This is a genomic window from Parviterribacter kavangonensis, assembly GCF_056863335.1.
Genome location: NZ_JBXPJA010000003.1, coordinates 506,537 through 529,534, shown reverse-complemented (window position 1 = coordinate 529,534; position 22,998 = coordinate 506,537). Strand labels below are relative to the sequence as shown.

27 protein-coding genes and 1 tRNA gene are annotated in these 22,998 nt (G+C 71.5%); 18 read left to right on the top strand and 10 right to left on the bottom strand.

Going from position 1 to position 22,998, the window contains the following annotated elements; genetic code table 11:
- The first annotated feature begins 19 nt into the window (after positions 1–19).
- The 4 genes from AC1UE4_RS22500 to AC1UE4_RS22485 all read left to right on the top strand — a co-directional run bounded on the left by AC1UE4_RS22500 (position 20) and on the right by AC1UE4_RS22485 (position 3,445).
- Entirely contained in the window at positions 20–1,060 is a 1,041-nt protein-coding gene (locus tag AC1UE4_RS22500) for a PAS domain-containing sensor histidine kinase (RefSeq protein ID WP_482919568.1), read from the top strand.
- Complete coding sequence (locus tag AC1UE4_RS22495) at positions 1,048–1,692, top strand: response regulator transcription factor (protein ID WP_482919567.1); 645 nt, start codon at positions 1,048–1,050, stop codon at positions 1,690–1,692. The genes AC1UE4_RS22500 and AC1UE4_RS22495 overlap by 13 nt, the downstream gene beginning before the upstream one ends.
- Positions 1,693–1,764: 72 nt before the next feature.
- On the top strand, positions 1,765–1,995 hold the full coding sequence (locus tag AC1UE4_RS22490) for a hypothetical protein (RefSeq protein ID WP_482919566.1): 231 nt from the start codon (positions 1,765–1,767) through the stop codon (positions 1,993–1,995).
- A 235-nt stretch (positions 1,996–2,230) separates the two neighbouring features.
- Positions 2,231–3,445 (top strand): hypothetical protein, encoded by a 1,215-nt coding sequence (locus tag AC1UE4_RS22485; protein ID WP_482919565.1) that lies wholly within the window; start codon positions 2,231–2,233, stop codon positions 3,443–3,445.
- A gap of 551 nt (positions 3,446–3,996) precedes the next feature.
- On the opposite strand, the gene AC1UE4_RS22480 is transcribed toward AC1UE4_RS22485, so the two are convergent.
- The 3 genes from AC1UE4_RS22480 to AC1UE4_RS22470 all read right to left on the bottom strand — a co-directional run bounded on the left by AC1UE4_RS22480 (position 3,997) and on the right by AC1UE4_RS22470 (position 6,977).
- Positions 3,997–4,239 (bottom strand): hypothetical protein, encoded by a 243-nt coding sequence (locus AC1UE4_RS22480; RefSeq protein ID WP_482919564.1) that lies wholly within the window; start codon positions 4,237–4,239, stop codon positions 3,997–3,999.
- Positions 4,240–4,837: 598 nt separating this feature from the next.
- Positions 4,838–5,146 (bottom strand): hypothetical protein, encoded by a 309-nt coding sequence (locus AC1UE4_RS22475; protein WP_482919563.1) that lies wholly within the window; start codon positions 5,144–5,146, stop codon positions 4,838–4,840.
- Positions 5,147–5,231: 85 nt separating this feature from the next.
- Complete coding sequence (locus AC1UE4_RS22470) at positions 5,232–6,977, bottom strand: hypothetical protein (protein WP_482919562.1); 1,746 nt, start codon at positions 6,975–6,977, stop codon at positions 5,232–5,234.
- A gap of 220 nt (positions 6,978–7,197) precedes the next feature.
- Here AC1UE4_RS22470 and AC1UE4_RS22465 point away from each other — a divergent pair, with 220 nt between their 5' ends.
- A complete protein-coding gene (locus AC1UE4_RS22465) occupies positions 7,198–7,869 on the top strand; it encodes a hypothetical protein (RefSeq protein ID WP_482919561.1) in 672 nt (223 codons plus the stop codon).
- A gap of 78 nt (positions 7,870–7,947) precedes the next feature.
- Entirely contained in the window at positions 7,948–8,754 is an 807-nt protein-coding gene (locus AC1UE4_RS22460; RefSeq protein WP_482919560.1) for a hypothetical protein, read from the top strand.
- A 104-nt stretch (positions 8,755–8,858) separates the two neighbouring features.
- Here AC1UE4_RS22460 and AC1UE4_RS22455 read toward each other — a convergent pair whose 3' ends face one another.
- The 3 genes from AC1UE4_RS22455 to AC1UE4_RS22445 form a co-directional block, all read right to left on the bottom strand.
- Positions 8,859–9,326, bottom strand: a complete 468-nt coding sequence (locus tag AC1UE4_RS22455; RefSeq protein WP_482919559.1) for a very short patch repair endonuclease — start codon at positions 9,324–9,326, stop codon at positions 8,859–8,861.
- A 10-nt stretch (positions 9,327–9,336) separates the two neighbouring features.
- Positions 9,337–10,554 (bottom strand): DNA cytosine methyltransferase, encoded by a 1,218-nt coding sequence (locus tag AC1UE4_RS22450; protein ID WP_482919558.1) that lies wholly within the window; start codon positions 10,552–10,554, stop codon positions 9,337–9,339.
- A gap of 78 nt (positions 10,555–10,632) precedes the next feature.
- A complete protein-coding gene (locus tag AC1UE4_RS22445) occupies positions 10,633–11,328 on the bottom strand; it encodes a hypothetical protein (protein ID WP_482919557.1) in 696 nt (231 codons plus the stop codon).
- 183 nt (positions 11,329–11,511) lie between these two features.
- Between AC1UE4_RS22445 and AC1UE4_RS22440 the strand changes: the two genes are divergently transcribed.
- The 5 genes from AC1UE4_RS22440 to AC1UE4_RS22420 all read left to right on the top strand — a co-directional run bounded on the left by AC1UE4_RS22440 (position 11,512) and on the right by AC1UE4_RS22420 (position 14,905).
- The gene (locus tag AC1UE4_RS22440) at positions 11,512–11,871 is read left to right on the top strand and encodes a hypothetical protein (RefSeq protein ID WP_482919556.1); all 360 of its coding nucleotides are present in this window, start codon (positions 11,512–11,514) and stop codon (positions 11,869–11,871) included.
- On the top strand, positions 11,868–12,785 hold the full coding sequence (locus AC1UE4_RS22435) for an HK97 family phage prohead protease (RefSeq protein WP_482919555.1): 918 nt from the start codon (positions 11,868–11,870) through the stop codon (positions 12,783–12,785). Before AC1UE4_RS22440 ends, AC1UE4_RS22435 begins: the two co-directional genes overlap by 4 nt.
- 193 nt (positions 12,786–12,978) lie before the next feature.
- Positions 12,979–13,413 (top strand): hypothetical protein, encoded by a 435-nt coding sequence (locus AC1UE4_RS22430; RefSeq protein ID WP_482919554.1) that lies wholly within the window; start codon positions 12,979–12,981, stop codon positions 13,411–13,413.
- A gap of 387 nt (positions 13,414–13,800) precedes the next feature.
- Complete coding sequence (locus AC1UE4_RS22425; protein ID WP_482919553.1) at positions 13,801–14,106, top strand: hypothetical protein; 306 nt, start codon at positions 13,801–13,803, stop codon at positions 14,104–14,106.
- 73 nt (positions 14,107–14,179) lie between these two features.
- The gene (locus AC1UE4_RS22420) at positions 14,180–14,905 is read left to right on the top strand and encodes a hypothetical protein (protein WP_482919552.1); all 726 of its coding nucleotides are present in this window, start codon (positions 14,180–14,182) and stop codon (positions 14,903–14,905) included.
- 209 nt (positions 14,906–15,114) lie between these two features.
- On the opposite strand, the gene AC1UE4_RS22415 is transcribed toward AC1UE4_RS22420, so the two are convergent.
- Positions 15,115–15,288: a hypothetical protein gene (locus AC1UE4_RS22415; RefSeq protein ID WP_482919551.1), complete on the bottom strand. Its 174-nt coding sequence runs from the start codon at positions 15,286–15,288 to the stop codon at positions 15,115–15,117.
- A 177-nt stretch (positions 15,289–15,465) separates the two neighbouring features.
- Between AC1UE4_RS22415 and AC1UE4_RS22410 the strand changes: the two genes are divergently transcribed.
- Positions 15,466–15,942 (top strand): hypothetical protein, encoded by a 477-nt coding sequence (locus tag AC1UE4_RS22410; RefSeq protein WP_482919550.1) that lies wholly within the window; start codon positions 15,466–15,468, stop codon positions 15,940–15,942.
- Here AC1UE4_RS22410 and AC1UE4_RS22405 read toward each other — a convergent pair.
- Positions 15,923–16,138, bottom strand: a complete 216-nt coding sequence (locus tag AC1UE4_RS22405) for a hypothetical protein (RefSeq protein ID WP_482919549.1) — start codon at positions 16,136–16,138, stop codon at positions 15,923–15,925. The two genes, AC1UE4_RS22410 and AC1UE4_RS22405, sit on opposite strands and share 20 nt — an antisense overlap.
- An 832-nt stretch (positions 16,139–16,970) precedes the next feature.
- Between AC1UE4_RS22405 and AC1UE4_RS22400 the strand changes: the two genes are divergently transcribed.
- On the top strand, positions 16,971–17,219 hold the full coding sequence (locus AC1UE4_RS22400; protein ID WP_482919548.1) for a helix-turn-helix transcriptional regulator: 249 nt from the start codon (positions 16,971–16,973) through the stop codon (positions 17,217–17,219).
- 15 nt (positions 17,220–17,234) lie between these two features.
- Positions 17,235–18,329 (top strand): site-specific integrase, encoded by a 1,095-nt coding sequence (locus AC1UE4_RS22395; protein ID WP_482919547.1) that lies wholly within the window; start codon positions 17,235–17,237, stop codon positions 18,327–18,329.
- Positions 18,330–18,418: 89 nt separating this feature from the next.
- Here the strand turns inward: AC1UE4_RS22395 and AC1UE4_RS22390 are convergent.
- Positions 18,419–18,492: transfer RNA gene (locus AC1UE4_RS22390), tRNA-Asp, on the bottom strand.
- 120 nt (positions 18,493–18,612) lie between these two features.
- Here AC1UE4_RS22390 and AC1UE4_RS22385 point away from each other — a divergent pair.
- Both AC1UE4_RS22385 and AC1UE4_RS22380 read left to right on the top strand, forming a co-directional pair.
- A complete protein-coding gene (locus AC1UE4_RS22385) occupies positions 18,613–19,461 on the top strand; it encodes a calcium-binding protein (RefSeq protein WP_482919546.1) in 849 nt (282 codons plus the stop codon).
- A gap of 189 nt (positions 19,462–19,650) precedes the next feature.
- Entirely contained in the window at positions 19,651–21,066 is a 1,416-nt protein-coding gene (locus tag AC1UE4_RS22380) for a cytochrome P450 (RefSeq protein WP_482919545.1), read from the top strand.
- On the opposite strand, the gene AC1UE4_RS22375 is transcribed toward AC1UE4_RS22380, so the two are convergent.
- Complete coding sequence (locus AC1UE4_RS22375; protein ID WP_482919544.1) at positions 21,063–21,941, bottom strand: glycosyltransferase family 2 protein; 879 nt, start codon at positions 21,939–21,941, stop codon at positions 21,063–21,065. The two genes, AC1UE4_RS22380 and AC1UE4_RS22375, sit on opposite strands and share 4 nt — an antisense overlap.
- Before the next feature lie 79 nt (positions 21,942–22,020).
- Here AC1UE4_RS22375 and AC1UE4_RS22370 point away from each other — a divergent pair, with 79 nt between their 5' ends.
- Both AC1UE4_RS22370 and AC1UE4_RS22365 read left to right on the top strand, forming a co-directional pair.
- The gene (locus AC1UE4_RS22370) at positions 22,021–22,731 is read left to right on the top strand and encodes a hypothetical protein (protein ID WP_482919543.1); all 711 of its coding nucleotides are present in this window, start codon (positions 22,021–22,023) and stop codon (positions 22,729–22,731) included.
- Positions 22,728–22,970, top strand: coding sequence for a DUF6411 family protein (locus AC1UE4_RS22365; RefSeq protein ID WP_482919542.1), 243 nt, complete (start codon positions 22,728–22,730; stop codon positions 22,968–22,970). Before AC1UE4_RS22370 ends, AC1UE4_RS22365 begins: the two co-directional genes overlap by 4 nt.
- The last annotated feature ends 28 nt before the right edge of the window (positions 22,971–22,998 follow it).

The following is a 22,998-nucleotide window of genomic DNA, read 5'->3' as shown; positions in this document are numbered from 1 at the left end:
TCGGCCCTCCGGAGGAGGGATGACCACGCAACCGCCGACAACGGCCCCGCTCCGCGAGCGGCTCCACAGCGACATGGACGCCGTGCTGGACGCGGCGCTCGACTGCGTGGTCGCGATGGATTCGTTCGGCCGCGTCGTCGCGTTCAACCGCGCCGCGGAGAGGACGTTCGGCCACGCCGCCGCGGATGCGGTCGGCCGCGACATGGCGGAGCTGATCATCCCCGCGCGGCTGCGCAGCGCGCACCGCGCCGGGCTCATGAAGCACCTGCACGGCGGCCCGACGACCGTGCTCGACCGGCGCATCGAGATCGAGGCGCTGCGCAGCGACGGCACCGAGTTCCCCGTCGAGCTGACGGTCACGCGCGTCGCCGGCGAGGGCGAGCCGCTCTTCGTCGGCTACCTGCGCGACATCAGCGAACGCCGCGCGCACGAGTCCGAGCTGCGCGCCTCGCGGGTGCGCATCGTCGAGGCGGCCGACGCGGCGCGCAAGCGGATCGAGCGCGACCTCCACGACGGGGCGCAGCAGCGGCTCGTGATGCTGTCGTACCTGCTGCGCACCGCGCAGTCCAAGGCGGGCTCCGGCGACGACGCGTCGGGGCTGCTGGACGAGGCGGTCGCCGAGCTCGAGACCGCGATCGCGGAGCTGCGCGAGCTCGCCCGCGGCATCCACCCTGCGGTGCTGAGCGAGGGCGGCCTCGCTCCCGCGCTGAAGTCGCTCGCGTCGCGCGCGCCGCTGCCCGTCTCGCTGACCGTGCCCGCCGACTGGGGGCGGCGGTACCCGGAGTCCGTCGAGGCGACCGCCTACTTCTTCGTCGCCGAGGCCCTGACGAACGTCGCGAGGCACGCGGGCGCCTCGGAGGCCTGGATCGTGATCACCGAGCAGCGGTCGTGCCTCGAGGTCGCCGTCCGGGACGACGGCGCCGGCGGCGCCTCGCCCGACGGCGGCAGCGGTTTGAACGGGCTGCTCGACCGCGTCGTCGCGCTCGGCGGGACGCTGCGGGTCGACAGCCCAACCGGAGAGGGGACCACCGTGACCGCAGAGCTGCCATGCGAGTTCTGATCGCCGACGACTCGTTCCTCGTGCGCGAGGGCGCCGCGCGGATCCTGCGCGACGCGGGGATGGAGGTGGTCGCTCAGGCGGCGGACGCCGAGGACCTCATGCGCAAGGTCCGCGCGCACAAGCCCGACGTGGCCATCGTCGACGTGCGGATGCCGCCGGGCGACGGGCCCGAGGGGCTGCGCGCCGCCCGTGTGATCCGGCGCGAGCTGCCCGACACCGGCGTGCTCATGCTGTCGCAGTACGTCGAGGAGCACTACGTGCAGGAGCTGCTGGCCGACGGCGCCGAGGGCGTCGGCTACCTGCTCAAGGACCGCGTCGCCGACGTCGACCGCTTCGCCGACGCGATCCGCCGCGTCGCGCAGGGCGGGTCGGTGCTCGACCCCGAGGTCGTCGCGATGATCATGGGCGGCTCCAAGGGCTCCGCCGACGACGGCCTGACCGCGCGCGAGCGCGAGGTGCTCGCGCTGATGGCCGAGGGCCGGACGAACAGGGGCATCGCCGAGGAGCTCGTCGTCACCGAGCGCGCCGTCGAGCGCCACGTCACGAGCATCTTCTCCAAGCTCGGCCTCACCACCGACGACCACGCCCACCGGAGAGTGCTCGCGGTCCTCCGGCACCTCGGGCACGTCTGAGCGCCGCAGGGTTGTCACCCGCGGGGTCGCGGTGAGACGATCTCCCTGCAACGAGCGGATCGGAGGATCCACATGGAAACCGCTCCCATCGACCCCGAGGAGACCGTCTTCCACCTCGGCCTCACGCGGGCGCAGATGAAGCTCACACACACCGCGCTCCACACGCTGCTCGACGGCTTCGGGCACGAGGAGCGCGACGTCGCGGCGATCGTGCGGGAGGTGCTCGCGAAGCTCCCGTCCGATCAGGACATGCGGGCGATCGACCTGACGACGGAGCTGAGCCGCCGGCGGACTGCTGCGTAGGGCCGGCTCGGCGAGGGTCCCTTCGAGCGGGAGCGACGGGACTCGAACCCGCGACCTCCGGCGTGACAGGCCGTTGCGGTGAGGGCGACGCAGGACGACGACACAGTCGAAGCGGCTGCAAACCTGACAGTTCTGACGGTGCGCCGGGCGAACCCCTCCCGCGAGCGCTGGCCGAGCCGCCAGGTCGTCTGGGCCACAACTGGGCCACGCCCGACCGGCTCACCGCGATCCGCTGATGTCGGGCGGGACCGGACCGCTGACGCCCGCGGAGCGCGCGGAGCTCGTGAGGCACGAGGCCACGATCGAGCGGGGCTTGCGGGCCTTCGCAGAGACCGCTGAGGCGCTCTGGGCCATCCGCGAGCGCCGGCTCTACCGCGAGTCGCACTCGTCGTTCAAGGCGTACACCCGCGAGCGCTGGGACTTCGACGACAGCCGCGGCCGGCAGCTCGCCGACGCGTGGCCGACCGTTACCGCGGTAACGGCCGCGGGGCTGCCCGCGCCGGCCAACGAGCGCGTCGCGCGGGTGCTCGTCGCGCTCGACGGCGACGACGAGAGGCTCCGCGTGTGGGCCGAGGCGGTCGAGCGCCACGGCGCGCCGGACAGCACTGACGTCGCGGCCGTCGTCGCCGACGTCGGCGAGGTGGCCCTACGGGAGCGCGCCGCCCGCGCGCGCCGCGACGCGGCGCTGCGGCGGCTGCGCGGAGACTTCAACGGCGGGTTCGTCACCGCCAGCGCGAGGCTCGATGCGCTCGCCTGCGCCGAGGGCGGCTGGGAGGCGCTGAGCGACGAGCGCGCCGACGCGCTGGCCGCAGAGCTTGGGGCGCGGCTCGCGGCACACGACCGGCTGCGCCGCCGGTCGGGGTCGTCGACGGCGAGCGAGGAGCTGGAGCGGCGGGCCGTTGACGCGGGCGGCTGGGCCGCGCTCGCCGACGACGCGCACCGCGACGCGCTCGTCGACGGGGTAGCCGACTGGGCCGCGGCGCGCGACGCGGAGCACGACCGGCGTGCGATCGAGCGGCTCGGACGCGACGCCGCGGGACTGCCAGGCGGTCCGGACCGGTGGCCGTCGTCATCGCCGCCCGGCGCCCCGCGCTGGGGCCGGTTCGCCCCGTGGCACGAGCCGACGCCGGAGACGCAGAAGCGCCGCTCCCTGCTGCTCGACGCGCTCGCCGACGTGACGGTGACCGCCATCATCGACCGCGCGCTCGACGCGACCGCGCCGACGCTGCGGCGAGAGCTCGAGGCCGACCGCGCATCGCTCGTCGTCGAGACGCAGGCGCTCATCGAGGCCTTTATGAGCCGCCTGCTCGGGTTTAGGCCGGTCGCGCTTCCGGCGCCTTCCATCGCGACCGGTGCGAGGTCGGCTGGGCTCGCGGAGCACTGCGTCACCGACGCGCCCACCAACGACACGATCGTTGCACCGACCCGCTGGACGGAGGACGTCGCATGACCGGCGCTAATAAGCCGGAGCGCTGCGAGTCGTGCGGCGCGTCCGGAGTCGAAGTTCATCGCTGTGACGCACATGGCCTCACCGTCTGCTCGGACTGCCGCCCCCCGCTTCTCGACACCACCGGCAGTTGCACGAACACAAGCCCTTGCACTAACACAGCAAAGATCCCTTGCTCCGTAGCCGAGGGTGTTCGTGCGTGTGTTGGTGCAACCGATGGTGTTCGTGCAACGGGCCCCGACCGGCTGCAGTCCCAGGACCTGCTCGACCTGAGGGACCGCGGCGAGCTCGCGGCGCGACCGGTCTGGCTCGGAGATTGGCCGGAGGGAGCCCTGCGCGACTCGGCCGCGTTTGTGGCGATGCTGTTCGGCCTGCAGGCCGCGGCGGGCGAGAGCTGGCCTCTTCCGATCGGGTGCGAATGGGCCTCGCGCTACGTGGGGCGGAGCAAGCGGGCCGTCGCCTACGCGCTTCGCGTCCTCTGCGAAGCGAAGTTCCTCACCGTTCGGCCGGGCGCTCGGCCGGCGCGGCGCTACGTCCTCGGGCCGCGGGCGCTGCTAGGTGAGCCCGCGCAAGTTCGTTCGGCCCTCAGCCCAGTCGCGCCGGGCAACGTCGAAGGACGCGAACGGGCTGCCCTCGGGCCAGCCCGGCCGCTCCGGCCCGGTCCCGTCGAGCCACTCGGCGAAGCCGACGACCAGCGCAGTGTGCGGCGCGCAGTACGGACTCGGCCCGCGAAGGGCCTGGACGGGCTCAGCGCAGCCGCGGGCGGCGCAGCGGGGGAACGCTCGATCGGGCGGCATGCCGCCGATGCTAGGCCGACGGTCGGCGGAGAGGAATACGTGCACGACCCCGCCGACCCCGACGTCGAGCGGGCTGAGCGCCTCGCGCAGCGCCACGCGGATGACCTGTGGCGGCGTACTTAGGCGTCGGGCCGCTTGCGAGCCGACCGGAGCTTCACGACTGTCCCGGGAGGCACGATGAGTCGGTCGTCATCTGTGTGAAGCTGAGCGTGCTGCGGCGATCCGAACCCGTCTCTACGCAATACGCCGTCGCCGTCGACGACCGCCCAGCCGCGCGTCGGACCTGTCGGAGGCTCCACCGTAGGAATCGCATCCTTTGGACGCCAGTCCTGCGGATCTCGCGCATCGCTGCTTGGGCCGCGGTGACCGTCGCGGGGAGTGAGCGGGCTCGTCCGCTCGGTGAAGATCCCGGTGCGAGGCGAACGTGGTCGGGCGCCGCGGCTCGGCATGCTCGCAACCTAAGCGACCAGGCAGGTGGCGGGAAGCCCTAACGGCACACGGGACCGCTAGGACGTTGATGAGGACGCATACAGCGGCGCAGGATTGCGTCGGACAGCCGGACGCAGGGGCGACGCAGGGCGCGCTCGTTCGCGGCTTTCTAAGGCCTCAAGAACCGCGGCTCGTCCGGCAGCGGGCCGACCTCCACAGCAATCCCGCCGACCGCGAGGCTCAGCGTGTCGCCGCTCACCCGCGCCCACCGCAGCGCCGCGGCGTCGACGAGCAGGCTCGACGAGTCGCCGACTCCCGCCTCGATACCGCCGCCCACGACGGTCGGGGCGGAGAGCTCGCCCTCAAGGATCGCTGCCAGCGGCGGCTCGGCGTCGGCGGCGCCGACGCTCACGACGACCGTGCGGCCGGTCCGGCGGCGAAGGAAGTCGAGCGCGAGGTCGAACGACTCATCCGGCATCGGCTGCGGACCTACCCGCGATCATCGCGACGATGCGCCGTCCGCGCGTCGTACTGCGTGTCGACGATCGAGTGTGATCGCTCGATCAACGCCGTGCGGTCCGCGGCCTGTCGGGCTTGGTGCCGTACCAGTCGACGATCAGCCGTTTGCTGTCGGGGTCAAGCGCGAAGTACACGCGGCCGACCTCGTTAGACGACTTGGCGTCGTCGATCTTCACGTGCGGCAGGCGGGAGTACCAGGTGCCGTCGTACTCGAAGTGGCAATCGTTCTCGTAGGTGGAGTCTTGAAGTGCAACCTCGAGGCCGCCCTCCTGGAGAGCGAAATCTTCGAAGCGCATGTTGAGGCGGGCACCTAGCTCGTTGTAGGCGCGCCCGACCCGCTCAAGGCGGCGAAGCGCGTCCCAGATCCGATCGGGATGTGGGTAGCGACCGTCTCCCGTCGCACACTGCAGCGCCTGATCGGTCAGCCGGAAGCCCGGCCCATCGAGCGTCGGCAGGTGCTCCGCGAGCTCCTCCCAGGAACCCACGTCGATCGTCGCCGGGTCGGCATCTTCCTCGGCCGTAGCGTCGTCGCCCGCACCCTCCTTGAACCGCGTGAGCGTTTCAAGGTTCGTCCGCAGGCTCGCGCTCTCGGCCTCCAGGGTGGCGATGCGCTTCCCTTGGTCCTCGGCGCGAGCCGCCAGCTCGAGCGATTCCTCGATCACGCGCAGTTCGGCCTCCGCAGCCTGCTCCGCGTCGCGTTGAGCGGCATCCCGCTCCGCCTCGGCCTCGTGGACCTCCTCCTCCAACGCGGCGATCCGCGTCTTCAGATCGTCGACGACGTCGGCCGCGACGCGCCCTTGATCCTGCTCCTGCCGCTCCCGCTCGAGCTCCCTCCGCCGGTCTCGCTCACGTCGCGCACGCTCACGCTGAGCCTGCTCTCGTTCGCGACGCTCGCGCGACACGCGCAGGACGAACTCGCGGCGAGCACGCAACAGACCTGGGTCCGTAGGCACCCGGCCGGTGGAGATCGGAGCCAGCAGCGCTACGAGCTGAGCGACTACTGAGCGCCCTCCTCGACGGCCCGCTTGCAGCTGAGCCGCTGTCCAGTACGGATGTCGCAACGTGTCGTCCGGCGAACCAAAGCCGGGCCAGAACAGCCGCAGGCCGCCGCGAGGCACCTCGTACCCCTCGCGGCTCAGGGCCGCGCGCACCGCCTGGTCCGCCTCGCTGTCGCTCGCACGGACGACCTGCGCGAGTCCCGCGAGAGCTCGCGAGAGCGTGTCGACCAAACCGCCGTAGACGTCACACGCTGCCATCAGAACCGGCAGCGCGCGACCGGGCGCCCGAAGGACGTCCGCGATGAAGGCCTCTTCGTCGGCCGCTGCGACGGTGCGTGATCCGGGCGCCAGCTCAAGGGTCCCTGCGTAGGCCAACAGCGGCGGCCGCATTAGGTCCTGCACAACCCCCGGTGCCCGCAGCTCGATGCGCCAAGGCTGGAGGACGTGCACGCTCGCTCCCCGCTCGAGCCGGACGGTCGCGCGCACCGTGTCGTCGACGTCGCTGATGGTGACCGTCGCCTGCCAAGTCAACGAGCTGTCTTTCGCGTCCGGGTGCCTCAGCCGGAGCTCGACGGCGCGCGCCGGGCCTTCTAGGAGCGTCCACCACTCCACCACGGCATCGGTCGGACGAGGAGCGGCTGGCCACCTCCCGGTAGACGCCTCGCGGAAGTCAGGCGGGTCGCCGGCAACGCGCTGCCACGCCCAAGCGGCCGCGCGCTCCGTGGCGATGTCGAAAGCGTTGGCGCCGCCGATGTCGACGAGCTGCATCGTGGTCGCGTACAAGTCGCGCATGGGGTCGCGCATTGTCGGCACCGCCGGGGTTTGCAGTCAAGTCTCTGAGTGGTTTACGGCTTCGTCGACCGCGGCGGAGGTCGTCCCGTTGGCCACGACCCTGCACTCTGCGGGATCTGAGCACTTGTACGGCCTAGACAACGACCGCCGCGGTTGGTACGGTCGGCGGGCAATCGACCCTGTGGCCATCACGATGGCGCAGGAGGAAGGGGACAGAGACATGTCCACGCAGGTGCATCAGTTCCAGCAGATCCTCGAGCAGCTGGACGAGGAGGTCGAGCGCGGCATCGCGAACGTCCTCAGCGCGGACGGCTACGTCGACGAGTACGGCGAGCCCTCCGACGACGCGATGCGCGACGCGGCGTTCAAGGTCATCGTCGACAACGCGGTCGCGAACTCGAAGGCGGAGCGCTCGAAGCGGGCGCTCACGAAGGGCGACCTCTACGCGGCGGTGTTCCCGTCCGGCCCCAAGGACGAGGACGCCAACGGAGACCCGGTCCAGCAGCGCATCCTCGACAAGCTGTCGTCCGCGGTGTGGGGGCTGACGCAGACGGCCCGGTCCGGCTACGTCCAGCGGCGCTTCGACGAGGAGGAGTCGACGCTCGTGCTGTGCCGGACGAAGGTCTACCGGAACGCGGAGCAGAAGCAGGCGGTCTACGCCACGGACTCCGAGGTCCTCATCAAGGAGGACGCGGTCGACAAGGAGATCAAGGCGCTCGCGAAGCGGGTCAGCGCGGTCCGCCGCGACTTCAGCATGCTGATCGAGCGGCACCCGAAGCTGAGGAAGGCGATCTCCGACCAGCTCGGGGTCGAGGTTCGCAAGATGACCTCGGAGCTCGACTTCAGCGCGGACCCGGCGGCGAACGGCTCGCGGAAGCAGCTGAACGCCTAGCAGCGCCGGAATCGAGTCGCCGGCTGCGCTAGTCGCAGCCGGCGGTTCGGCCGGCAAATGCCTCGGAGCGATGAACAGTTGAGCGAGAAGAGCAACCGCGAGATCGTCCTTGACCTCCTGCTCGACGGAGTCGAGCGGACTGATGCGGAGATCGCGGACGAGACGGGCGTGCCCGTCAACAAGGCCTCCGGCGCGCGAGCGACGCTGTGGGAGCAGGGCCTCGTCGAGCGCGTCGAGAAGGACGAGAACAACCGTAGGTACCGGTGGCGCATCTGCCCGCCCGAGCGACAGGAGCAGGCGCGGCGCGCCTTCAGGGACAGCTCTGAGCGGCGCACTGTTGGGCGTCTACGACAGCTGAGCACCGGCGAGCGCGCGAACATTGTCGCCGAGCTGCTGTCCGACGATCAGGTGAACGACGCCGTCGTCGCACAGCTCGAGCGGGGCAAGGAGTGGCGTCGTGCGCGCGCGAAGGCCAACGAGATCCGGGCGGAGCGTGCTGCGGCGCGGCGGGTCCGGCGGAGCGAGCTGCGCCGAGCCGCCCTTGAGGGAGATCCGAAGCTCCAGTTCATGACGCAGCTCAGCTACTTGCGCGACACGATCGATGGCCTCTTCGCGATGCGCCGCTGCGTCGAGGACGAGCAGGCGCGGCTCGGCGCCGGGGACGATCCGCAGATCCAGACCTCGGACTGGCTCTCGCTCGCTCGCAATGTCCGCGAGGTTCTCGAGCTCGGCCAAGTTCTGTTCGCCGACGTTGCCGAGCTCGTCGGGGAGCCGATCAGTAGTTGCCCACTCTGCGGCGAGCGGCTGCATAGCGCCGCCGTTCACATCGGCGAGGGCTACATCGACGTCGAGATCCTCGAGGACGAGGAGACCGTCAACACCTGACCAGCGGCGGCCCCGGCCGTCCGCACGGTCGCCGGAGGAGCGGGCACCCGAGCTGCGTCATCACGATGCCGCAGCGATGATGCGCCCGTGAAGCGGCAGGGACGTCAGCGTCCCTGCCGTCCCTCCGCGCCGACAGCCCTGGCCGGCGAAAGGCGCTCGCCGCGAACCGCTGTCTCCACGCGGTCCGCCGCGTCCGCCGGGGGCTCATGCTCCCAGACCCGCACGACGGTCCAGCCGGCCTCGAGCAGCGCGGCGTCGTCTGCCCGATCGCGCGAAACGTTGCGGCTGAACTTCTCCCGCCAGAAGTCGGCATTGGCGCGTGGCTCGGTGGAGTGCTCGGGACAGCGGTGCCAGAAGCAGCCATCCACGAAGACGGCGACCCTCGGGCCGGCGAAGACGAGGTCCGGACGGACGCGGCGGTCCGCCGCCTCCACGCGCGAGTCCTTGCGGAAGCGCAGGCCGCGACGGTGGAGCTCGGAGCGCAGCAGCCGCTCGGGCTTCGTGTTCGCCCGCCGGTTCGCCTCCATGGTCCGGCGCGCGACGTAGCTACTCGGCGGCGGCGAATCGCCCACCGCGCAGACGCTAGCTCGCCGGGCCGAATCCGAGCGCACGCGCGACGGCGAGCGCGACGTGGTAGCCGACGGGCGGCGCCACGGAGTTACCGATCTGGCCGAGCGACATGTACACCGCGCCGTGGAACGTCCACCACGACGGGAACCCCTGTAGCAGGGCGACCTCCGGAACTGACAGGCGGTGGTGACCGTTCTCGGTCGGAAACCGGCGCGCCGCGAGACGGCTCCTGGCGACGCCGTTCGGCCACACGTGAATCGCCGCCCAGGCGCGCTGCGCAGCCGTGCTGCTCAGCACGGACGTCGTGTGCCGCGGCCCCGTGAGCGTGCTGCGCACCGTCGGCGCGAGTGAGTCGACGCCGACCGGATGCAGGCCGAGCGCCTCCCGGACGCCCATCGTCCGCTTCAATCCCGTCTCGTCGACGGGCGCGGCCGGCCCGCGATGGAGGTGGTCGGCCCGATGCGTCGGTCCGGGCACTCGGAACCGGCTCAGGTGGTCGGCGCGGCGAAAGCCGACGAAGAACACCCGGTGGCGGACCTGTGGGACGCCGAACTCATGCGCGCTGAGCTGGAACCGCGCGATCTTGTACTGGCGGCCAAGCGGGCCGAAGAACGCCTTCTCGAGGTATGGCGCGAACTTCGGACCGCCGAGCGCTCTCACGTTCTCGCACACGAACGCGAGCGGTCGCGCCTGCCGCACGGCCCTGACGAACTCGGGGATCATGTTGCGCTCGTCCTCGTGGCCGCGCTGCCTGCCTGCCGAGCTGAACGGCTGGCACGGGGGGCCGCCGTGGAGGACGGCGAGTTCGCCCCGGTAGGCCGTCCAGTCGACGCCGCGGACGTCGCCCTCATCCCCCGACCGCACGGTCCAGCTCGGGCGGTTCTCGCGGAGCGTCTCGCCGGCGGCGTCGAGGGTGTCGAAGGAAGCGACGTGCGCGAAGCCCGCACGCTCGAATCCGAGGTCGAGTCCGCCGCCGCCCGAGAACAGCGACAGCGCTGGAAGCAGATGCGGCGCGACCCGGGGCATGAGCGCCGCGGGGTCGAGCGACGGTCGGTGCATCGGCTCGGAGGCGTCGTGCTCCTTCTCCAGTGCCGCGATCTTGGCGAGGCGGGACCTGACCGCCTTGTCGCGGAAGAAGGCGCGCTGCTCTTCCGTCAGGTCGCGCGGTTGGTACCACGGAGCGGCGGTGCCGCCTTGGTGGTCGAACAGGGTCGCGGGTACGTCGGCCATGCGCCGCGCACCCTATGAGGAGTTCCGGATCGACCGCGCTCGGGCCCCTTAAGGGGCCCTAGGCGAGGTCGGCAGATGCTACGCGGCCAGCTCGACGCCGTGGGCGTCGCTGAGCGACTCCACGACGAGCTCGCGGAGGCGCGCCGCGTGATCGTCGGTGATCCGCTCCCAGCCTGCGAAGTAGCTCGGCGGGATGTGCGGGTTGTTCAGCGTCGACCCGCGGTGGATCACGTAGGCCAGCCGCCGGCGCAGCATGTCCAGCATGGCCGCGCGGGAGAACATGCCGCCCGGCAGATCGGCCGCCGCCCGGTAGTCCGCAGCCTTGAAGTGGTTCTTCATGAGCCTCTTGGCGTCCTCGGGCGTGAACTGCTCCGCGTCGCCGAGCACCGAGCTCAGTGTCTCGTCGGTGAGCAGCGCTGGCACGCACGTCTCGAGCGCGACGTCCGGGGCGATGTACTCGGCCTTCTGGTTGAACCACGCCGCCATGGCTTGCGGGCTCCCGTATAGGCAGTACTGCAGCTCCTGATCGCCGCTCGAGTTGCGGTCGTAGACGCCGATGATCCAGTGAAGCCGGCGCCACTTCTCGATGTGGTGTAGCCCCATGTCGCGCACCGTCGAGACGTCCGGCAGGCCGCCGGTCGACGACTTCAACTCGAAGTCGATCGTCATCCCGCGGAACTCCTCGGGGATGGCCGCTCCCTTGAGCTCGAGTAGGGCGTCCTCGTCGGAGCGCCCGGCGCCGTCCTTGCGCTTGAGGTTGAAGAGGGTGCGCATCTCCCTCTCGCGTGCGTCGTCCTGTGCAGGCATGGACGACATGACAGCAGTCGCCAACATCTGTGTCAAGAACATCTGTTGCCAGCTTTCCGTCTGAATACCGCTTAGCTTCGCGGCTTCTCTTCGACATCTGTCGTTGCGAGATGGGTTGCGAAGGGTCGGACAGTGACGCATGCTGATGACATGCAGAGCACCGGCAGATCTCGCGAAGCACGCTCGGACTCCGACACCATCCAGCGCCGGCTCCATGGGAGCACTTCGACGGCTGGGCCCATTGCCGTCGCTAACGCGTATCGCGCTCTCATCGCGGCCGAAGCCACCGTCGAGGAAGCTCGCTGCCACGCGGAGACCGCTCGCGAAGCGCTGGACGCTGCGCTCGCCGCGCTCGGCTGGCATCGTCGACCCGTCGTTGCAGAGGGCGCCTACTACGCAGACCCAGCCCGGCCGGACGAACTCGCGACGCTCGACACAGTCCTTCGAACGATGGGCGTCAGTTCAGCCGGTGGATCGCAGGTGCAGCAGCACATCGAAGGCGCGGCATGAGCGCGTTGATGCAGGAGATGCAGGCGAGGCTGGACGCCGTGCTGAGCGCTCCAACGGGGCGGCACCGCGTCGCGGAGCTCGCTCGTGAGCGTGCGAAAGACGGCAGACCCAACGGCGTGCTCGTCAAGCAGGCGGCCGTGACGGAGGCGACAGCGAAGGCGACCGACGAGACGACCGGCGCGTTCGTTGCGCTCGTCGCGACCTGGTGCGTCGACCGCCAGGGCGAGCGATTCGTCGTAGGCGCTTGGGACCGCGCCCTCGCGACGCTTCGCGAGAACGGCCGGCCGCTCCCAGTGCTCTACAGCCACGCCGTAGACCACCCGGACAGCGTCATCGGGCTCGCCATGCCGAACGACCTCTGGGTCGACGCGGAGGGCCTCTGGCTCCGCGGGCAGATCGACACCGGCGACCAGACCGGCCGCCGCATCTGGCGGATGGTCCAGCGCGGCGCGCTCGCGTGGAGCGTCGGCTTCCGGGGACCCAAGAAGCGGCGCCGCGCCGACGGGGTAGTCGAGATCTCCGAGGTTGCGGAGTTGCTCGAGGTGAGCGCCACGCCGTGCCCCGCGAATCCCAAGACGAGGACGACGGGTGCCAAGTCCGTGCACCAGGCGCCGACGATGGCGGACCTGCGTGACAGGGAACACGCGATGGGGCTCTTCGATCGGCGCTCAAGGGACCCCGCCTCGAGCCCTTGGCCGGCGACGGAGGATCCCGACACCCGACGCATCCCCTCGCACTTGGAGCGGATCAGACAAGGCATGCACGACGAGATGGTGAAGGCCCTCGGCGGTCCGATCGACCCGCTGCTCGGCCGGGCGCGCCGGGTCGAGCGCGAGTTCGAAGATCAGCTGGCTCTTGAGCGACTTGCAGAGCGAGCGCGACTCATCGAGGCCGAGTTCGGCGAAGGACCCTGAGGCGTGACTCGGGCTGCATAGAGCCCACCCCCAGGCTCAAGGAGAGCTTGGGGCGACGCTGCATAGATCGATCGCCATCTAGGGGTCGCGGGGGCTGTCCATTCGCGTAGGCTGCGCTCAGTTGGACGCTGCGCACCGCGCATTGCTCGCTGAGATCCGCCGCCGCCTGGAGGCGGCGCGTGACGATCCGCGCGTGACAAACGCCGACGGCTCCAACTACTGGGGTCCGTACGTGACGCGCGCCGTCAACGAGCGCGCGGACGACGGTCCTGCGCTCGTCCAGTACATCCAGGCCGTCCTTCGCAAGCCCGGTGACTCCGAGGGCTGGAGCGCGCTGCTCGAGGCCGACCGGCTGGACATCTCGTTCGAGGAGATGGTCGCGAACGCGGTGGACCCGATCCGCGGCCTGTTCACGGACGCGGACCGAGCGATCGCGCAGCGGTCCCTGGGAGGACAGCAGCAAGAGCTCGACCGCCGGCGAGAAGCTGCCGAGGCAGCCGAGGTCGAGCGCGACCACCGGATCGTGGCCGACGTCGCGGCGCGTCGCCGGGCGGCGGGGAAGCCGTGGACGGCCGAGATGGAAGAGCGAATGCTCGCCGAACGCGCAGCGCGAAGGCGCGGTGACTAAGGAGAGAGGCCGCCGAGCGGAGTTCGGGACGGATCCCGCCCCTCCGGGCTGAAGAGGCGGGATCGTGAGCCTTGCCGAAGCCTTGCCCCAGGGAGCCCAGCGGAGCCCAGCCGTGACCAGCGAGGTCCAGTCCATGACTCTGCCAGTGTGCTTCAGGGTCCGGTGCGGCAGGGACGATTCTCCGCGACCGTGGCAGCTCTCGTCAAGGCGTCGTGTTAACGAATCAACCTCACCCCGTCAGGCCCGGTGTCGGTCTCGATTCGACGTGCCAACGTGGCGAGTGCCGTCGTGCCACAGCAGCCAGAGCGACGGCATGCCTCGGACGTGCCACGAGGAAGGAAGGGGGGGAGGGTTCAGGTGGATAACGGCGTTATGCAGGACCGCGGCGTGGGTCAGCGGGAAGAAGACGATCGCGATTCCGACCCCCCTGGCGGCGCGGCCGGCGTCCTCGACGAGCGGACGCTGCGCGAGCTGGAGCGGCTGGCGCGCAGCCGCCCGCGGTCGAGCCGCGGGGTGGCGGTGAAGATCTCAGCGATCCGAACGCTTGAGCGCGTCGGGCGTCGCCGCCTCAAGCGCGAGATTCCCCCGATGCCGGACGGCTGGCACCCGCACCCGCAGGACCGCTGGGGCGAGCTCGACGCCGACGACTCGGAGGCGACGCGCGAGCGCTGGTGGGCGGCGCTGAACCGGTGAGCGATTGGCGGCCCCTGCACGCAGACCATCCACAAACGGTGGACGAACGGTCAGTTGTGTTGGTGTGCACGCGATGCTTACGGTCCTCGGCATGCGCCCACGGATTTGGCTCTCGATGTTGACCCTCGCGCTCGTCGCTCTCACGCCAGCAGCCGCCGCGGCGCAGGACTACAACGAACCGCTTCCGATGGGTTCCTTCAGCCCTCAGGACGGCGCTAGCTTCGACGTCCGGAACGGAGTTCCGATCGCGTGGGAGATCACCGACAGCATTAGGGCGAGAGGGGCCTTCAGCCCCAACATTGAGGTTGCGACGCAGAACGTCGCAGGGCAGGACGGCACGCTGGCGGACGACTTCGTGGTGGACTTCTTCGGCCTGTATGAGAGCGACGCAACGCCGGGGATCTACCGCGGCCAATCGAACCGGGGCGGCACCCGCGGCGGACAGTGGCTCGACGCTCCGGGCACGTACTACTGGCAGGCGCACGGCCATTACAGCGACTACTCCACGCCTGTGATGACGCTGCGTTACTACAAGTCGCCGGTCTTCACGATCGTCATCAAGGCGAGGTCGACGCCCACGCCCGCGCCCGCGCCCGCGCCCGCGCCGAGCATGGTCAGCGACACGGCGGCTCAGTGCGATTACTGGGCCGCGCAAGAGAACAAGCGATGGAGCGCCTATCGCAAAGCAAAGCGGCTGTACGGCAAGCGGAAGACGCCTGCGCGTCGCCGGGCCATGAAGGCTGCCCTCAGGCGGCTGAAGACCGCGCAGACCAAAGCGAAGCTTGCGTGCGACGTGTGAGCCGGAGGGCGAGCACGTCTAGTAACAGTTGAGCTTGCGCACCCTCTCGTCCGCGGCTTCGGCGTAGCCCTCGCTCCACGTGCGCTGCTCGGAGCCGGGCTCGCGGGCCTCGGCATTGTCCATCGCCTGGTCGAACTCCGCCTGAAGCTTCGCGCAGGACTTCGGACTCCTACCTCACACGCGACCGCGAAGGGGGGCGGACTCCTACCTCACACGCGACCAATCTTCCGGATGCGCTTGTAGGCGGCCGGGTTGCCAGGTCGGTCGTCGGCGCGGCTTGGCTTCGACGCCTCGCCGCTGTGGTCGCTTTCGCCGCCGGCCGTCTCGCCGCATCCCGGCAGCACCGCTGCCGTCACCACCACCACACCGAATGTCCGTAACACGGCGCGGCACCCTACGCGAGGAAGTGCACAGTCGCCCGCGCTGGGACGTCTTCCGGGGCGACGGGTCGAGCTGTGGGCCCGTCCGGTGAGCGGCGGCCGCGAATGCTCGCCCATCGCGTGGGCGATGGGCGGTGCACTACGGACGCGCGGTCGCGAACGGGCCCCTAATGTCGTGGCATGCCAAAGCTGAACCCGCAGCAGAAGGCGCAGGCGGGCGAGCACCTCGTGGCCGCGGAGATCCACCGGCGGGGCGGCTACGCCGTGACGTTCAGCGGCAACATGCCGCAGATCGACCTGCTCGCGAGCGACGTCGAGCAGGAGCGCACCGTCACGATCCAGGTGAAGACGATGTCCGGCGTGAAGTGGCAGGCGTCGACGGCCATCGGAAAACCGCGGACGGAGCAGCCGGCCGAGAGCCACTTCTGGGTCCTCGTGGACATCGGGACGGAGCCCGGGCGGGCCGCGGACTTCTGGATCATCCCCCAGTGGTGGCTGGAGAACCACGTCCATGAGGAATTCGAGGCGTACAAGGCGCGCCACGGCGGCGCGCGGCCGAAGAACCCGGCGTCGACGCACTGGGCGATCGAACCGGACGAGGTCGCCGAGTGGCGGGACAGGTGGGAGGTGCTGGGCATCACGCCGGAGTGGCTTTGACGCCTGCGACGTCATCGTCCACCGAGCGCTCGATCGCACCGGCCATGCTGATGCCGTGATCACGGGGGCTCATCGCGATCTCTGGACTGCGACGGGTGGGTGTCCAGTCCTGCCCGAGGACCCCGTCGAGCGCGAGCAGCGCATCGCGCGCGACATCGCCGAGTTCCTGTACCTCTGCCGGTTCGAGGGTCTGCATGTGCCCTCGTCCGAAGAGGTCCGGAGCGAGCTGATCACCGAGTAGCTCGCTCCCCGGCGCCGGATCGGGGGACGACACCCTGCGAGCGGATGCCTGAGACCGCGACCCGGCCACCCAACGGGCTCAAGAAGCGCCGCCGGGGCGGGCCGCGCCTGCTGCTGCGCCACCTGCTCCAAGGGGGCCTCTCCGACGAGGCCGTTCCCTTCGCAGCGGGCCTGTGCGTCGAACTCGACGCACAGGCGCGGCGCGCGCGAGAGTCACGAGGCGATCCAAACTCGGCGGCGGACGCGAGCCCGCGAACCTCTCCCTGACGACGGCGCGCCGTCCGCTTGCGGCCGCCGGATCGAGGGCTCCCGTCGAGCTTCTCGCGGACGTCGCGACATCCGCATTCCGCGAGCCGCGCTCCAGTCGGCGAGTTCGACGAGTTCCCGAGCTGACCGCCAGCCCTCATGAGGGTGTCGAGTCCAACGAGGAGCATTCGATGGAGATGGACTTCCACGAAGTCGACGCGCTCGTCGGCGCCGACGGGACACTCACTTCCATCCAAACCTCTCTCGCGCGGGCGGCAAGACGTGGGGCGAGAGGCCCTGCAAACCAAGCACATCTTGGTCGCGCCGACGTAGCATCGGCACGGCCGAAGCGCATTCCCGGCAACCCGACGGCCGCCAACCGTCCCGAACGCCCGCCCGCAACACGGCGGGCGTTCGCGCTTGTACGGCCCCGATTTCGACACGACCGGCACTTACGGTGCTTCGCGCCCCGGCTGGCACCGGGGCGGACGGACACCGGGAATGCACTGGATCTCCACAGCCCCCGACCGACTCGGCGCGGAATGACCGGCCGGCTGCTCACGACCCGCGAGGTCGCGGACCGGCTCGCCGTCAGCAGCGAGACGGTGCTGCGCTGGAGGCGCCAGGGCACGGGGCCGCCGTCGCTCACGCTTCCCGGCCGGGCGGTGCGCTTCCCCGAGGACTCGCTCGAGGCGTGGCTCGTAGAGCGGGGCGACGCCCAGTCGAGGAGTGTCACCAACCCCGGAGGACGCCGCCCGCACGCCACCATAGGGCTCGTCACCAACCCCTGAAGTCGAGGAGGCATCATGCCGCCCATCCAGCGAGGCCACGCGTACCGGCTCGGTCCAAACCGCTGGGGCCTGCGCTACCGCGAGGCCGACGGAGCGCAGCGCCGCAAGAGCCCCTTCCGGTCGAAGTCGGCAGCGCTTGCTCACTACCGGGACGTGATCGAGCCGCGGCTCCGCGGCGACGCACCGAGTGCGCCGGACATCAATCTCGCCGAGTTCGTCGAGCGCTACCTGGAGCGTCGCAAGGCATCGGTGCGGCCGCGCACGATCGACACGCTTCGCGAGCGGCTGGGGTACGCGGGCACCGCGTTCGGCGACGTGCCCCTTCGGGACCTTGAGCGCATGGCGGGCGAGATCGCGACGTGGCAGGCGAGGCTGCCCGACCGCAGCCGCTACGGCATCGTGCAGGCCCTTCGGCAGACCCTCGAGGCAGCGGTGCGGTGGGACCACATAAGCCGCAACCCCGCGAAGCTGGCGGGTCAGAATCGTCAGCCGTCCCCGCGCGAAGTTCGGGTCTTCGCCCCCGACGAGCTCGAGGCGATCGAGGCCGAACTGTCGCCCGCGTACGCACCGCTGCCGATGTTCGTCTCGGCGACCGGGTTGCGGCCCGAGGAGTGGCAGGCGCTCGATCGTCGGGACGTTGACCGCCGAGGCCGCGTGCTGCGCATCGAGCGAACCGTGAGCGGCGGAGAGGTCGTGCCGCTCGGCAAGACCGACGGAGCGCGTCGCGAGGTCCCGCTGTCCCGGCGAGCCATCGCGGCGCTCGACGCGCTGCCGACCCGGCTCGACACGCCGTTGCTCTTCCCCGCGCCGAAGGGCTCTGTCCTCAATCTGAACAACTGGCGCCGCCGCGAGTGGGCCCCGGCGATCGAGGCGTCCGCGACGCGCAGGCCCGCGCGCGTCTACGACCTCCGCAGCACCTTCGCGAGCGACGCGCTCGCCGCGGGAGTCTCAGTGTTCGAGCTCGCGCGCATCATGGGCACGAGCGTCCGGATGATCGAACGGCACTACGGGAGGCTGCTCGACGGGGCCGGAGCCGCGATCGCTCACCGCCTAGACACCTTCGACGCTGAGCGTCGGCACGGTGGGCACCGAGAGGCCGGCGATGCCTGACGCGTCTGGGCCGCTTCTGGGCCAGGGGTCCGGACCGCGCACCGAGGGTCTCTGGACGAACTCGCCGCGTTTGCTGGGGGTCCGCGAGGCGGGAGCGACGGGACTCGAACCCGCGACCTCCGGCGTGACAGGCCGGCGCTCTAACCAACTGAGCTACGCCCCCTCGACGGGAGGCCTGAGGATAGCGCCTGGATCGCGGCGCAACCCGCCCGCGGTTGGCGTGTTCTGCTTGCTGCGGATGCGAAGCCCTCGACCCGTCACCCTGCTGCCCTTCACGGGTGGCGTGATCGCTCTCTCCCTGGCCGCGGCCACGCTCGCGTTCGGCGCCGCGGTGACGGGCGACGACCGCCCGGAGCGGATCGTCGGAACGGCCGAGGTCGACGTGGTGTCGGCGGGCGGCGGCGCGGACTTCGTCGACGCGCTCGGCGGCAAGGACCTCGTCTACGGCGACGAGGGGCGCGACACGCTGCTCGGCGGCTCGGGCGACGACGCGGTCTTCGGCGGGCCCGGCGACGATCGCGTCTTCGGCGGCTTCGGCGACGACCCGACGCTCGACGGCGGTCCGGGCGACGACGTCGTGGTCGGCGGTCCCGGCGACGACGCGCTCGACGGCGGTCCGGGCGCGGACGTCGGCGACGGCGGGATGGGCGACGACCGGATCGACGGCGGACTGAGCGGCCTGGTCGCCGGCGACCGGCTGCGCGGCGGCGCGGGCCACGACGTGATCGACGGCCATGATGGGCGCGACCGGATCGAGGGCGGCGATGGCGACGACCGGCTCTCCGGCGGAGACGGCGACGACCGTCTCGACGGCAACCGCGGCGCGGACGTGCTCTTCGGCGGAAACGGCGCCGACGTCCTGCAGGCGCGAGCGGCCGACGACGCGCGCGACACGGACGGTCGCGGCGACGAGCTGCACGGCGAGGCCGGCGACGACGTCCTGCGCGCCCGCGACGGCGAGGCGGACCGCATCGACTGCGGCGACGGGAACGACGTCGCGGTCCTGGACTTGGACGACGTGATCGTGGACGCCACGGCGGCCGAGCCGAACGGCTCCTGCGAGCGGGTCGACCGGCTCGCCGCGAAGGCGGGACGGCGTGGCGGCGACGAGACGGAGGGCGCCCGGCGGTAGGGGACGGGATCAACGCCCGAACGCCGGTCGCCCAACCGCCTCACGGGCGACCGGTGGACCGCCCGGCCGCATGACGCGGCGGGTGTCCGACAGAACGGCCCGCGCCCCGGACGCGGGCCGTTCCCGTTCCCCGGCCCTGCCTCTTCCGCCCCGAGGTGCCTGGTACCGCGGTGTCATGATCCGGCGCGGATGGCTCTGTCCCCGCCTCCTCCCGTCTCGACGAACCCGTTCAAGCGGCTTGCCGCGGACTGGCGGATGGAGCGCGACGCGGATGGGCCGTGGCCGCCCGGCGACACGAAGCCGAGCCTGAAGCGCACGCAGCAGGCCGCGCGCAACCCGCTGCCGATGCTGCTCGACGCCTACGAGCGCTACGGGCCCGTCTTCACGCTGCGGATCTTCCACGGGCGGATCGTGTTCATGCTCGGCCCGGCGGCGAACCACTACGTGCTCGTCTCGCACGCCGACAACTTCCGCTGGCGCGACGGGCACTTCGGCGACCTCATCCCGCTGCTCGGCGACGGGCTCCTGACGATCGACGGCGACTTCCACCGTCGCTCGCGCAAGGCGATGCTCCCCGCGTTCCACCGCGAGCGGATCGCCGCCGCCAGCCGGACGATCCTCGACGAGGCGACCGCCGGCGTGGGGCAGCTGCAGCCGCACGAGACCGTCGACCTCTTCGGCTGGACCCGCCGCCTCGCGCTGCGGATCGCCATTCGCGCGCTCTTCGGGCTCGACCCCGACCGGGCGACGCGCGGCGTCGACATGGCGCACGCGTTCGAGGAGGGGCTCGGGTTCTACAGCCGCGACTACTTCCTCCAGACGATGCGTGGGCCGGGCACGCCGTTCTGGCGGATGCAACGCGCGCGGCGGCTGCTCGACCGCGTGATCTTCGCCGAGATCGCCGACCGCAGGCGGACGGGCGAGCGCGGCGACGACCTGCTGTCGCTGCTGCTCGACGCCCGCGACGAGGACGGCCGCGCGCTCGACGACCGGCACGTGCGCGACGAGGTCATGACGCTGCTCTTCGCCGGGCACGACACGACGACCTCGACCGTCGCGTTCCTCTTCTACGAGCTCGCCCGCAACCCGGAGGCCGCCGAGGTCGTGGAGCGTGAGCTCGACGACGTGCTCGGGGGCGATCCGCCCGCGGTCGAGCACCTCTCCGGCACCGCGCTGCCGCAGCTCGAGATGGCGATCGACGAGACGCTGCGCCTGTACCCGCCCGCGTGGATCGGCCCGCGCCGGTCGGTCGAGCCGTTCGAGTTCGCCGGCCACCGGGTGCCCGGCGACGTCTTCGTCGAGTACTGCTCGTGGGCGAGCCATCACCTCCCCGACGTCTTCGAGGACCCGGAGGCGTTCCGGCCCGAGCGCATGGCGCCCGAGCGGAAGGCCGCGCTGCCGAAGGGCGCGTACGTCCCGTTCGGCGGCGGGTCGCGGACGTGCATCGGGATGCGGTTCGGGCAGGCGGAGGTCCGCGCGCTCGCGATCCTCCTGCTGCAGGCCGGGCGGTTCGAGCTGCAGCCGGGCTACGCGCTGAAGATCCGCCAGGCGCCGACGATCGGGCCGCGCGGTGGGCTGCCGATGACGCTGCGCCCGCGCCGCTAGAACGGGTCGCGGCGGCCCATCGCCGCGCGCGCGAGGGGAACGGAGAGGAGCGCGCGGCGGAGGCGGGCGGAGGCATCTTCGAGGGCGGCGGCTCGGTCGAGCTCTTCCCGGGCGGCGGACCAGCGGCGCTCGCGGATGAGGCCGGCGGCGAGGGCGCGGCGGTCGGCGGCTTCGACGCGGCGGCGAGTGGCGGGGTCGACGAGGGCGGCGTGGGTCTCGTGGAGCGCGAGCTGCTCGCGTGCGAGCGCGGCGATGTCGCCGCTCATCGCTCCGGGGTGCCGGCGGTAGGCGACGACGGCGCCGGGCGCGACCGTCAGCGTCTCCCCCGCCCCGAGCAGCCGCAGCCAGAGGTCCCAGTCCGCGACCGCCGGCGTTCCGCGGGCGATGCCGCCGGCGCGCTGCACGGTGTCGGCGCGGAGCAGCGCGCCCGACACCGCGTACGGGTTGCGTTCGAAGAGCTGCGGCAGGCGGGCGGGCGGCAGCGGCCACTTCTCCCCGGTGGGGCGTCCGTCGGGGCCGATGATCTCCGCGCGGGCGAGGACGGCCGCCGCCGAGGGCCGGCGCCGCAGCGCGGTGAGCTGCGCGCGCAGCTTCCCCGGCCGCCAGACGTCGTCGGCGTCGCAGAGCGCGATGAGCGGCACGTCGCGCAGCGCGGCGACCCCCGCGGTGCGCGCTGCCGGCAGGCCGCCGCGCTCGGGCAGCGTGACGAGGCGGCAGCGGGCGGCGTGCTCCACGTGCAGCGCGATCGGCTCCGGTGAGCCGTCGTCGACGACCACGACGTCGTCGGGCGCCGGGTCCTGGGAGAGGATCCCGTCGAGCGTCTCGGCCAGGTACGGCGCCCAGCCGTGGATGGGGACGACGACGCCGACACGCACGGCGCGGAGACTAGACGCGGGCGGCGCGGACATGGCGCATGCGGACTAGACCGGCGCTGACGGGGTATGGCGTGCGCCGGTGCCCGATCCCACCCCCTCGACTGCCCCTGCCCGCGTCACGTTCCCGCGGACCGCGTGGATCGTCCTGGCCGCGTTCGCGACGCTGCAGCTCGGACTGCTGGTCGCGCAGTTCGCGCTGCAGCGCGATCAGCAGACGACCGTCGACGCGCAGCTGCGAACCGCCGTGCGGCAGGCGAATCAGGCCCTGCCGCTGCTCGAGGACGCGCGGCCGCTCGTGCAGGACCTGCGCGACAGCGAGCCCGGCCTGCGGCGGGTCGGCCGCAAGGGCGAGGCGCTCGCCGACACGCTGCTCCCGCTCGCGCGCGAGCTGCGCAACGCCCGCGCCGACGAGGTCGCGCGTGAGGTCGGCGCGCTCTCGCGCACCCTCCTCAACGCCGACGTCGGCGCGACGACGCGCGCGGTGAGGGACCTCGCCGTCCGGCTGCAGCCCGTCGGCGACGTCACCGACGAGCTCCTCCGTCAGGACCGCTTGCGGCGCCTGCTCGTCCGCTCGACGTCGGTGCTCGGTGAAGTGCGCCAACGCGACCTCGTCGCCAAGGGCGCCGCGGCGGCGGAGGCGGTGCCCGCGGAGATCGTGCCGCTGCTCAAGCGGACGATCCAGCTGCAGCAGGAGCTGCTGGAGATCGCGCGCTCGACGGAGCGCCACGCCGCCAGCCTCGACAGGAAGACGGGAGGAGAGGTGCCCTCAGCGGGTACGACCCTTCCATGATCATCGGAGCTGTCATCGCCTTCTGCATCCTGCTGCTGATCCTCGCCTTCCTCTTCCCGCGCATGTCGCGGCACGTGGAGCGGGGCGGGCAGAAGCCGCTGGGTGTCGGAAGCCGCGCCGGGGGCAAGGCGCCGGGCCCGCTCGGCCGCCTGTTCTCCAAGCCGTTCAACTCGGCCCAGAAGGCCGTGTCGAAGAGCGGCTCGGCCGGCCGCCGCGGCCGCGGCAAGGCGCCGGTCTGAGCACCGCCGTCCGGACGATGCGGCCGCG

Bases quoted from the DNA above. Each gene is read 5' to 3' on its own strand.
- AC1UE4_RS22495 (WP_482919567.1), top strand. From the start codon at position 1,048: ATGCGAGTTCTGATCGCCGACGACTCGTTCCTCGTGCGCGAGGGCGCC.
- AC1UE4_RS22480 (WP_482919564.1), bottom strand. From the start codon at position 4,239: ATGCCGCCCGATCGAGCGTTCCCCCGCTGCGCCGCCCGCGGCTGCGCT.
- AC1UE4_RS22420 (WP_482919552.1), top strand. From the start codon at position 14,180: ATGCTTACGGTCCTCGGCATGCGCCCACGGATTTGGCTCTCGATGTTG.
- AC1UE4_RS22410 (WP_482919550.1), top strand. From the start codon at position 15,466: ATGCCAAAGCTGAACCCGCAGCAGAAGGCGCAGGCGGGCGAGCACCTC.
- AC1UE4_RS22465 (WP_482919561.1), top strand. From the start codon at position 7,198: ATGTCCACGCAGGTGCATCAGTTCCAGCAGATCCTCGAGCAGCTGGAC.
- AC1UE4_RS22405 (WP_482919549.1), bottom strand. From the start codon at position 16,138: ATGCAGACCCTCGAACCGGCAGAGGTACAGGAACTCGGCGATGTCGCG.
- AC1UE4_RS22400 (WP_482919548.1), top strand. From the start codon at position 16,971: ATGACCGGCCGGCTGCTCACGACCCGCGAGGTCGCGGACCGGCTCGCC.
- AC1UE4_RS22395 (WP_482919547.1), top strand. From the start codon at position 17,235: ATGCCGCCCATCCAGCGAGGCCACGCGTACCGGCTCGGTCCAAACCGC.
- AC1UE4_RS22365 (WP_482919542.1), top strand. From the start codon at position 22,728: ATGATCATCGGAGCTGTCATCGCCTTCTGCATCCTGCTGCTGATCCTC.
- AC1UE4_RS22445 (WP_482919557.1), bottom strand. From the start codon at position 11,328: ATGCGCACCCTCTTCAACCTCAAGCGCAAGGACGGCGCCGGGCGCTCC.
- AC1UE4_RS22470 (WP_482919562.1), bottom strand. From the start codon at position 6,977: ATGCGCGACTTGTACGCGACCACGATGCAGCTCGTCGACATCGGCGGC.
- AC1UE4_RS22450 (WP_482919558.1), bottom strand. From the start codon at position 10,554: ATGGCCGACGTACCCGCGACCCTGTTCGACCACCAAGGCGGCACCGCC.
- AC1UE4_RS22475 (WP_482919563.1), bottom strand. From the start codon at position 5,146: ATGCCGGATGAGTCGTTCGACCTCGCGCTCGACTTCCTTCGCCGCCGG.
- AC1UE4_RS22440 (WP_482919556.1), top strand. From the start codon at position 11,512: ATGCAGAGCACCGGCAGATCTCGCGAAGCACGCTCGGACTCCGACACC.
- AC1UE4_RS22490 (WP_482919566.1), top strand. From the start codon at position 1,765: ATGGAAACCGCTCCCATCGACCCCGAGGAGACCGTCTTCCACCTCGGC.
- AC1UE4_RS22435 (WP_482919555.1), top strand. From the start codon at position 11,868: ATGAGCGCGTTGATGCAGGAGATGCAGGCGAGGCTGGACGCCGTGCTG.
- AC1UE4_RS22485 (WP_482919565.1), top strand. From the start codon at position 2,231: ATGTCGGGCGGGACCGGACCGCTGACGCCCGCGGAGCGCGCGGAGCTC.
- AC1UE4_RS22500 (WP_482919568.1), top strand. From the start codon at position 20: ATGACCACGCAACCGCCGACAACGGCCCCGCTCCGCGAGCGGCTCCAC.
- AC1UE4_RS22380 (WP_482919545.1), top strand. From the start codon at position 19,651: ATGGCTCTGTCCCCGCCTCCTCCCGTCTCGACGAACCCGTTCAAGCGG.